The organism is Roseateles sp. PN1, assembly GCF_038419725.1.
GTDB lineage: Bacteria > Pseudomonadota > Gammaproteobacteria > Burkholderiales > Burkholderiaceae_C > Paucibacter_A.
In genome coordinates this window covers 241,911-250,715 of record NZ_JBCARA010000008.1, presented here as the reverse complement: position 1 = coordinate 250,715, position 8,805 = coordinate 241,911, and the positions used below count along the sequence as shown (strand labels likewise).

5 protein-coding genes are annotated in these 8,805 nt (G+C 64.2%); 1 reads left to right on the top strand and 4 read right to left on the bottom strand.

Annotated features, from left to right (window positions below):
• Positions 1-117 precede the first annotated feature (117 nt).
• Complete coding sequence (locus tag AABB87_RS14470; RefSeq protein WP_341971873.1) at positions 118-987, bottom strand: dioxygenase family protein; 870 nt, start codon at positions 985-987, stop codon at positions 118-120.
• 129 nt (positions 988-1,116) lie between these two features.
• Here AABB87_RS14470 and AABB87_RS14465 point away from each other — a divergent pair, with 129 nt between their 5' ends.
• Entirely contained in the window at positions 1,117-3,708 is a 2,592-nt protein-coding gene (locus AABB87_RS14465) for an ABC transporter permease (protein ID WP_341971872.1), read from the top strand.
• A gap of 59 nt (positions 3,709-3,767) precedes the next feature.
• Here AABB87_RS14465 and AABB87_RS14460 read toward each other — a convergent pair whose 3' ends face one another.
• The 3 genes from AABB87_RS14460 to AABB87_RS14450 all read right to left on the bottom strand — a co-directional run bounded on the left by AABB87_RS14460 (position 3,768) and on the right by AABB87_RS14450 (position 8,747).
• Complete coding sequence (locus AABB87_RS14460; protein ID WP_341971871.1) at positions 3,768-5,828, bottom strand: methyl-accepting chemotaxis protein; 2,061 nt, start codon at positions 5,826-5,828, stop codon at positions 3,768-3,770.
• 61 nt (positions 5,829-5,889) lie between these two features.
• The gene (locus AABB87_RS14455) at positions 5,890-8,070 is read right to left on the bottom strand and encodes a methyl-accepting chemotaxis protein (RefSeq protein WP_341971870.1); all 2,181 of its coding nucleotides are present in this window, start codon (positions 8,068-8,070) and stop codon (positions 5,890-5,892) included.
• Between the two features lie 146 nt (positions 8,071-8,216).
• Positions 8,217-8,747, bottom strand: a complete 531-nt coding sequence (locus tag AABB87_RS14450; protein ID WP_058720417.1) for a chemotaxis protein CheW — start codon at positions 8,745-8,747, stop codon at positions 8,217-8,219.
• Positions 8,748-8,805: the final 58 nt, after the last annotated feature.

Genomic DNA, 8,805 nt, shown 5'->3' with positions numbered 1-8,805 from the left:
ACGTGTCTTCAGTCACCGAGCGCGGAGTCAGTCGATGCTGAGCGGCCCCACCTAGCTAGGGTCACATTTTGGGAAGCAGGAGTTCTACCATTGAACTACACCCGCGTGTGGCCCGGATTATAGGGCGGCTACGGCGGGCTCCTGCAGGGCTTGGGCCAATTGCTGCGCGGCCGAGCCGAAGGCGTAGGCGTCCATGGCGAGGCTGCCGAAGGTGAGGCTTTCGTGGATGCGCACGGCCGGGCTGTTGCGCCCGCCTGCACCGGCGGCCACGAACCAAGGCAGCAGATGCTCGTCGGTGGGGTGCATGGCGACAGCGTGCGGGGCTTGGCGGCGGTAGTCCAGCAAGGCAGGCCAGTCGGCCGCCGCTGCGCGGGCTTGCAGCCAGGCGCGGAACTCGGCCGAGGCTTGGATTTCGGGCGCATCGATGGCGGGCGGCAGCCCTTGGCCGAAGACCAGGCGCAGATTGTGGGTGATGCTGCCGCTACCCATGATCAGCACGCCTTGTTCAGCTAAAGGGGTCAGCATTTCACCTAAGGCGAATTGCTGAGCCGGGCTTTGCGAAGGCACAAAGGCTAAGGGCAGCACCGGCACATCGGCCGTGGGATACATGTAACGCAAAGGGGTCCAGATGCCGTGGTCAAGGCCGCCCTGGGGGAGGCTGAGCAGAGGCAGGCCGGCTTGCGCGGCCAGGGCTTGCACTTTGGCGGCGAGCTCAGTGGCGCCTGGGGCGTCGTAGCGCAAAGTGTTGAGCTTGGGGTCGAAACCGCCAAAGTCGTACACCGCATGATGCTTGGCCCCAGCCAGCAAGACCGGCTGACGCGCCAAGCTGTGGGCCGAGATGGCCAGAATGGCACGCGGCCGGCCGAATTTGGCGTCTAGCGTGCGCCCCAGGTCCTGCATGAAGGCGCCGGCTTCGCGGGGCTCCAGCGCCGTCATGGGTGAACCGTGCGAGATGAAGAGGGGAGGGAAGTGGCTGGTGTTTGGCATGGTGTTTGTATTGGACGCTCACTTCTGTCCGCATAGTGAGCAATGCGCTGAACACGCCATTCAGCGCATTTGTATGGTCATGGTGCGGCTGGGAACAGGCTATCGCCCAGAATCGCTACAGTGCCGACTATGAGCAAAATCGACGCCGCCTTGTTGCCTTTGAATCCAACAGTCCGCCACCCCGTGCCGGCTAAGCCACCCAGCGTGGTGCTTTTAGCTTGGCGGCAGTTGTGGCGTGATTGGCGCGCTGGGGAGTTGCGGCTCTTGATGGTGGCGGTGTTTCTGGCCGTGGCGGCGCTGTGCGCGGTGGCCTTTTTGTCCGAGCGCATGGATGGGGGCCTGCGCCGCGATGCCGCGCAGTTGTTGGGCGGTGATGCGGTGCTGGTGAGCGATCAGGCCACGCCAGCGCCTTTGTCTGAACTGGCCCGCAGCCTGGGCCTGCAGCACACCACGCTGATCAACTTTCCGAGCATGGCGCGCGCGCCTGAGGCCCAGGGTGGTGGCAGCCGGCTGGTGGCGGTCAAGGCCGTTGGCACGGCCTACCCCTTGCGTGGCAAGCTACTGCTCGCCGATGGTCGGCAGGTGGGTGCGCCTCAGCCGGGTGAGGTATGGGTCGATGCGCAGGTGCTGGATTCGCTGGGCCTTGCCGTGGGCGGCCGCGTGTTGGTGGGCGACAGCAGCTTGCGCATCGCCGGAGTGATCGCCAATGAGCCGGATCGCGGGGCGGGCTTTTTGAATTTCGCACCGCGCTTGATGCTGGCCGATCAAGACTTGGCTGCTACCGGGCTGATTCAGCCGGCCAGCCGGGTTTCCTATCGCCTGGCCGTCGCCAGTGTGAGTGGCGAACCCCAAGCCTTGCCGCGCTTTGTGAAGCAGGCCACGGCCTTGATTGAGCAGTCCGGCTGGCGCGGCCTGCGCCTGGACTCGCTGGAAACCGGGCGGCCCGAGATGCGCCAGACGCTGGACCGAGCCACCAAGTTCTTGAAGCTGGTGGCCATGCTGTCAGCCTTGCTGGCGGCCGTGGCGGTGGCCCTAGCGGCGCGCGACTTTGCCAGCCGCCACCTCGACGATTGCGCCATGCTGCGCGTGCTGGGTCAGCCGCAGCGCCGCATTGCCTGGGCCTATGGCCTGGAGTTTGGCGCTGCTGGCTTGGTGGCCAGCATTGGCGGTGTGTTAGCGGGTTTGGCCCTGCATCTGGTGTTTGTGAATTTGCTGTCGGGCCTGTTCAGCGTCAGCTTGCCGCCGCCCACGCTGTGGCCGGCCTTGCTGGGCCTGGCTTTGGGCCTGAGCTTGCTGATGGGCTTTGGCCTGCCTCCGGTGCTGCAATTGGCGGCAGTGCCGGCGCTGCGGGTGATTCGGCGTGATCTGGGCGCCGTCAAAGCTGGCTCGGTGCTGGCGCTGGTGGCCGGGGTGCTGGGTTTTGCGGCGATCCTGCTGGCGCTGGCGGGTGACTGGCAGCTCGGCCTCGGGGCCGCGGCAGGATTTGCCTTGGCCGTGGGCTTGTTTGCGCTGCTGGCCTGGGCCGCGGTGCTTTTGCTGCGCCGCTTGGTGCCGTTGGCGGCACAGGGGCGCGGCGCGCCGCGCTGGCTGTTGTTGGCCACCCGCCAGGTGGCTGCACGGCCGGGCTTGGTGGTGGTGCAGGTCGCGTCCTTGGCGGTCGGGCTGCTGGCCTTGGCGCTGCTGGTGTTGTTGCGCACCGACCTGATCGACAGCTGGCGCGCGGCGACGCCCAAGAATGCGCCGGATCGTTTCGTCATCAATATCCAGCCTGATCAGGGCGCGGCTTTGCGCGCTCAGCTCAAGCAAAGCGGCGTGCAGCACTATGACTGGTACCCGATGATTCGTGGCCGCTTGCTGAGCATCAACGGCCAGGACATCAAGCCGCAATCCTTCAAGGATGAGCGGGCTCAGCGCCTGGTGGATCGGGAATTCAATCTGAGCCATGCCGACCATCTGCCCGAGCAGAACCTCATCTCGCGCGGCAGCTGGGTCAATGACGAGCCTGAAGGCTTGAGCGTGGAGGACGGGCTGGCCCAGACCTTGGGTTTGAAGCTGGGCGACCAGCTCATGTTTGATGTGGCCGGGGTGGCGGTGGGCGGGCGCATCACCAGCTTGCGCAAGGTCGATTGGTCATCGATGCGGGTGAACTTCTTCGTGCTGTTCCCGCGCGCCGCCATGCCCGATTTGCCCAGCACTTTCGTGACGGCCTACCGGGCGCCGACGGCAGCTGCCGGCGTGTCACTGGATCGCCAGCTCAGCCAGCAGTTTCCGAATTTGACGGTGGTGGACGTATCGGCCCAGCTGAACCAGGTGCAGGCGGTTTTGGACCAAGTGATCCGAGCGGTGGAACTGCTGTTCGGCTTCACCTTGGCCACTGGCCTAGTGGTCTTGCTGGCCTCGGTCAGCAGTACTCGCGAGCAACGTACCCGGGAATTTGCCTTGATGCGGGCCCTGGGTGCGAGCGGCCAGTTGCTGCGCCAAGTGCAGCGTGCCGAGCTGCTGGGCGTGGGCGCCTTGGCGGGCTTGTTGGCCGGCGCGGTGGCGGTGGGCCTGGGCGCGCTGCTGGCCCATTTTGTGTTCGGCTTTGAGTGGCGCCTGAATGCCTGGGTGCCCTTGGCCAGCCTCGTCAGCGGCGCTGTGCTGGCGCAACTGGCGGGATGGTGGAGCTTGCGCGGCGTGTTACAGCGGCCGGTGATGCAGTCGCTGCGGGAAGCCGCCTGACTTTTCGTTCTGAAGTCTGAAGCGCGGGGCTGGCGATTCGACCAGCCCCGCGGGACACCTTAGAACGATTCCCAATCGCCTTCGGCGGCGGCGCTGGCCTTGCTGGCGCGCGGTGCAGGTGCTGGGGATGGCGCCTCAACTGCCGGGGCTGGACTTGCTGCCGGGGGGCGCGCCACTGGCTTGCTTGCCGATGGTGTGTGGGCCTTGCTACCTGTAGCTTTGAAGCTGTGCGACTTGGCCTGCGCAGCAGGGGCGCTTGTGCTCGACATCGGCTTGTGTGCAGGGGCGGCTGAATGGGCGTGATGGCCCCGCTCATCCTCGCCCAGGCGGAACACCGAGACCACCTCGGTCAGGCGGCGTGCCTGGTCCTTCAGGCTTTCGGCCGCGGCGGCGGACTCTTCCACCAGGGCAGCATTCTGCTGGGTCATTTGATCGAGATGGACGACGGCGCCATTGACCTGACCGATGCCGTCACTCTGCTCGCTGGAGGCGGCCGTGATCTCGCCGATGATGTCACTGACCCGCTGGACGCTGGCCACGATGTCGCTCATCGAGGCGCCTGCTGCCGCCACCAGCCTTGAGCCGACTTCGACCCGGTCCACGCTGGCACCGATCAGGGTCTTGATCTCCTTGGCGGCCTCAGCACTGCGCTGAGCCAGCGAGCGAACTTCCGATGCCACCACCGCAAATCCTCGCCCTTGCTCGCCGGCGCGTGCAGCTTCCACGGCCGCGTTCAGGGCCAGGATATTGGTCTGGAAGGCGATGCCATCGATGACGCCGATGATGTCGTTGATCTTCTTGGAGCTGTTGTTGATCTCGTCCATGGTGGTGACCACCTGGCTGACCACATCGCCGCCCTTTGCTGCAGCAGAGGAGGCTGAGGAGGCCAGCTGGTTGGCGGTCAACGCGGCGTCGGCCGTCTGGCGCACCGTGCCGGTGAGCTGCTCCATCGAGGAGGCGGCTTCTTCCAGATTGGCCGCCGTTTGTTCGGTGCGCTGCGACAGGTCTTGCGCGCCGATGGCAATCTCGGTGGAAGCGGTGGTGATGGAATTGCTGGCGGAGCGAACGTCCAAGAGGATTCGCTGAATCTTTTCGGCGAAGAGATTGAAGGAGGCCGCAATTCTGGAAATCTCATCGCGGCCGTTTTCGGGCAGGCGCTGGGTCAGGTCACCGCCACCGGCGCTGATTTCATCCAAAGCGGCGCGCACACCGTCCAGGCTGCGCAACATGGCGGCGATCACCGTCGTCATCAGCGCACCGGCCAGCACCATCACTACCAGGAGCACCAATACCGCCGCCCGCAGCAATGAGCTCAAAGAGGCCAGGGCCTCGCTCTTGTTGGCGGCGGCCACCAGCACCCAGTCGGTGTTGGGGATGGCTTCGCCGCGCAACAGATAATCCTGGTCGCCAATCTTGGCTTCGACCCAGGGTGCGCTTACATCCTGCAGTTGCTTGACCGCTTTGCTGTCCAGTTGCCCCGAGAGTTCAGAAGCAGGCTTGAGCGACAACTTGGCATCCGGATGGGCAATGATGGTGCCCTTGTTGGAGACCAGGAAGGCGAAGCCGTTTTCGGTCGGCTTGATCGCCTTGACGGTGCCGACCACCGCGTCAAGGAACACGTCGGAGGCCAGCACGGCCTTGGTCTGGCCGCCATCTTTGACGCCGAGGGCAAAGGTCACCACCAATTGCTGGCGGGCCGCATCCATATAGGGTTCGGTCAGCACGGTGCCGCTGGCCGAGGCTGCTGCGGTGTACCAGGGGCGCCCGGTCGGGTCATAGCCCGGTGGCAGGTTTTGAGGTGAGTTGAAAAGGATGCGTTTGTCGGCGAAGCCGATGTAAGCGGCCTCCAGCTTGCCTGACTTGGCGGCCTGCACAAGAAAGGGCACAGGCTCTGCGACATCGGCCGCAGGTACCAGGGCGCTGACGATGTTGCGCTGGTTCTGCACCCATTCATTGATGACCGCGGCCCGCCCGGCGACCAGCGCATTGAGGCTGCTCAGCACTTTGCTGTGGGTGTGGTCGCGCACGATCACATAGTTGGCGGCAGTGGCGACAAATAGCGTCAGCACCACCACGCTAATGCTCAGGCCTATCAAGCGGGTCTTGATGGAGTCAAACATCGTCTATCTCCTAAAAAACGAATTGCTTGCTTGGCGCCTGTTGGGCAGCGCCGGAACCGATTTAGAAACTCTCCCAGTCACCTTCCTGGCCCGCGGGCGGGCTGCTGGCAGCGGGTTTGGGGGCAGGGCGAGCGGGGGCTGCTGCTGGGACTTGTCGCGCGGGTGCGGGCTTGGCGCCCGAACTGGCCGCGGCATTTGACTTCGGCGCTGTTTTGTCGCCGGCCGGCCCCATCGGCTTGGCTGTGCCGCTTGGCTTGAAGCTAGCGGGCGCTGCATGGGGTTTGGGTGCTGGGCTGGGCTTGGGCGCATGGGCCGCCTCTTCGGCGGACAGTCGGAACACCGAAACGGCCTCGACCAATCGATGAGCTTGATCGCGCAAGCTCTCGGCTGCAGCGGCCGACTCTTCCACGAGCGCGGCGTTCTGCTGTGTCATCTGGTCAAGCGCCAGTACCGAATGGCTGATCTGCGTCAGGCCGTCGCTCTGGTCTGCCGAGGTGGCGGTGATCTCGCCAATCACGTCTTGCACGCGTTGCACGCTGCTGACAATGTCTTGCATGGAGGTGCCGGCTTCTTGCACCAAGCGGGAACCGGCCTCGACCCGGTCGACACTGGCGCCGATCAGGGTTTTGATTTCTTTGGCCGCCTCGGCGCTGCGTTGGGCCAGCGAACGCACCTCGCTCGCCACCACAGCGAAGCCACGGCCCTGTTCACCCGCGCGGGCAGCCTCTACGGCGGCATTCAGCGCCAGAATATTGGTTTGAAAGGCGATGCCATCGATCACGCCAATGATGTCGTTGATCTTGCGCGAGCTGGTGTTGATGTCTTCCATGGTGGCCACGACTTGGCCCACCACACCACCGCCCTTGGCTGCGGCTGCGGCTGCGTTGGTCACCAGTTGGTTGGCGGCGCGGGCCGAGTCAGCGGTCTGTTTGACCGTGCCCGTCAGCTCGTTCATGGAACTCGACGCCACTTGCAGGCTGCCGGCGGTTTGTTCGGTGCGTTGGCTGAGGTCGAGATTGCCGGTGGCGATCTCCTTGCTGGCGGTGCCGATGGAGTCGACCGACTGGCGCACCACCCCGATGGTGGCGGCCAGGCGCTGACGCATGGCCTCGGTTTGCTGGATCAGCTCGCCGATTTCATCATCGCGCTTGCTGCTCACCGCGTGAGACAAATCGCCCTGGGCAATCGCGCCGACGGCGCTGGTCAACTCGCGCATGGGCCGGGCCACCCAGTTCCGCATCATCCAAAACAGGCCCATCCCTAGGCCGACGGTGGTCAGGGCCAGCATGATCCAGAAGGGCACCATGGTGGCCCAGTGCGAGGCCATGGCTTCGCTGCGGGAAATCTGGGCAATCACCCAGTAGCCGGTTTTCTCGCTTTTGCGGATGACAGCGAAGTTGTCATCGCGTGGGGACTCCAGCACTTTGGGGGCGTCGGCGAGATAGCCTTCTGTCTTGTCACGGAACTCGGCCAGGGTCTTCTCAAAGCCCGGGAATACCTCTTGCACCTTCTTGCCTTTGGCACTCGGATGCGAGACAAAAAAGGACTCGGCGGGGTCTTGCTTCATCGCCACCAAGTAGACGCCGCCGCTTTCGAAGAACTTGGCATTGGCTGCCATATTGTTCATGGCAGCTTCGAAGGCGTCGAGCTCAAAGCCAACGAACAGCAAGCCAATCAGCTTGCCGGCATCGCTCTTGATCGGCTCATAGTGGGTCATATAGGGCCGCCCAAACAGCACCGCACGACCCGAGAATGGTTTGCCGGCACTGACGGTGGAGTAGGCGGGATGTTGCTTGCCCAGCAGGGTGCCGATGACGCGCTCGCCCTTGGCATTTTTCAGCGAGGTGGTGATGCGTTCAAAGTCATCGCCTTTGGCAGCGAAGACCGTGGCCACGCCGCCGGTGCTGCTAGCGAATTTATCGACTTGGGTGGTGTTGCCGTTGAGCTTGGGACCCCAGTCGCGCAAGTCACCTGTCGCTTCGTCGAGAGTGAAGCTGGGGCCGAACTCTTGGCGGAAGGAGCCAAAGTTGCGCTCCACCAGCACGCGGGAGGTTTCGTCCATGGCATGCATGGCTTCGACCACCGACTGCGCCTTGTCGCCTGCCCAGCTGACCACGCGCTCGTGCGCGACACGGGTCAGCAAGACGCTGAGAGCACCGCTGACGGTCAGCAAGACCGCCGCCAAGACCAGCACGCCGGTCATGGACACGCGGCGAGCAATAGAACTGTGACCCTTGACCATGACAGCCCCTCTTCTAGACATGAATGACCTTGGTCAACCGACAGCGACTTTGCCAAGGTTGGCTGCTGCGCCCTTGCTCGCGGCCCCGGCGCACGAGCATCAGCGATGCAGCATTGTTTAAACGGGGCTTCTAGCGCCGCCTCAGGTCAAAGGCTGAGCGAGTCCATCAGCCCCATGTCGGCGCTGCTCATCAGGCCTTCGATGTCCATCAGGATCAGCATGCGGTCGCTGACCGTGCCAATGCCTGTGATGAAGCTGGTGTCCACCGCTGCCGAGCTGAGCTCAGGGGCAGGGCGGATGGCGTCGCGGTTGAGTTCCAGCACGTCGGAGACGGAGTCAACCACGGCGCCGACCACGCGGCTCCGGACGTTCAACACGATCACGACGGTGAAGCTGTTGTACTCGGCCGTCGGGCAGCCCAGCTTGAGGCGCAGGTCGACGATGGGAACGATAACGCCACGCAGATTGACAACGCCCTTGATGAAGTCCGGGGCATTGGCGATGCGGGTGGGCGGCTCGTAGGAGCGGATTTCTTGCACCTTCAGAATGTCGATGCCGTACTCTTCGGCGCCGAGGCGGAAGGTCAGGTATTCGCCACTGGCGGGGCCGTGGGCTTTCAAGGCGAGATTGCCTGCGTCTTGGCGGCCGGCCGGAACGATGTCTCTGGTGGATTCCATGGCTTACCTCTTTTGGTTTGCGGAAGGTGGGGATGTTGAAAGATGGGTGTCGGGGCGG

What these genes read in the sequence shown, in the direction of transcription:
- AABB87_RS14470 (WP_341971873.1), bottom strand. Translation starts at nt 987, where the DNA reads ATGCCAAACACCAGCCACTTCCCTCCCCTCTTCATCTCGCACGGTTCA.
- AABB87_RS14465 (WP_341971872.1), top strand. Translation starts at nt 1,117, where the DNA reads ATGAGCAAAATCGACGCCGCCTTGTTGCCTTTGAATCCAACAGTCCGC.
- AABB87_RS14460 (WP_341971871.1), bottom strand. Translation starts at nt 5,828, where the DNA reads ATGTTTGACTCCATCAAGACCCGCTTGATAGGCCTGAGCATTAGCGTG.
- AABB87_RS14455 (WP_341971870.1), bottom strand. Translation starts at nt 8,070, where the DNA reads ATGGTCAAGGGTCACAGTTCTATTGCTCGCCGCGTGTCCATGACCGGC.
- AABB87_RS14450 (WP_058720417.1), bottom strand. Translation starts at nt 8,747, where the DNA reads ATGGAATCCACCAGAGACATCGTTCCGGCCGGCCGCCAAGACGCAGGC.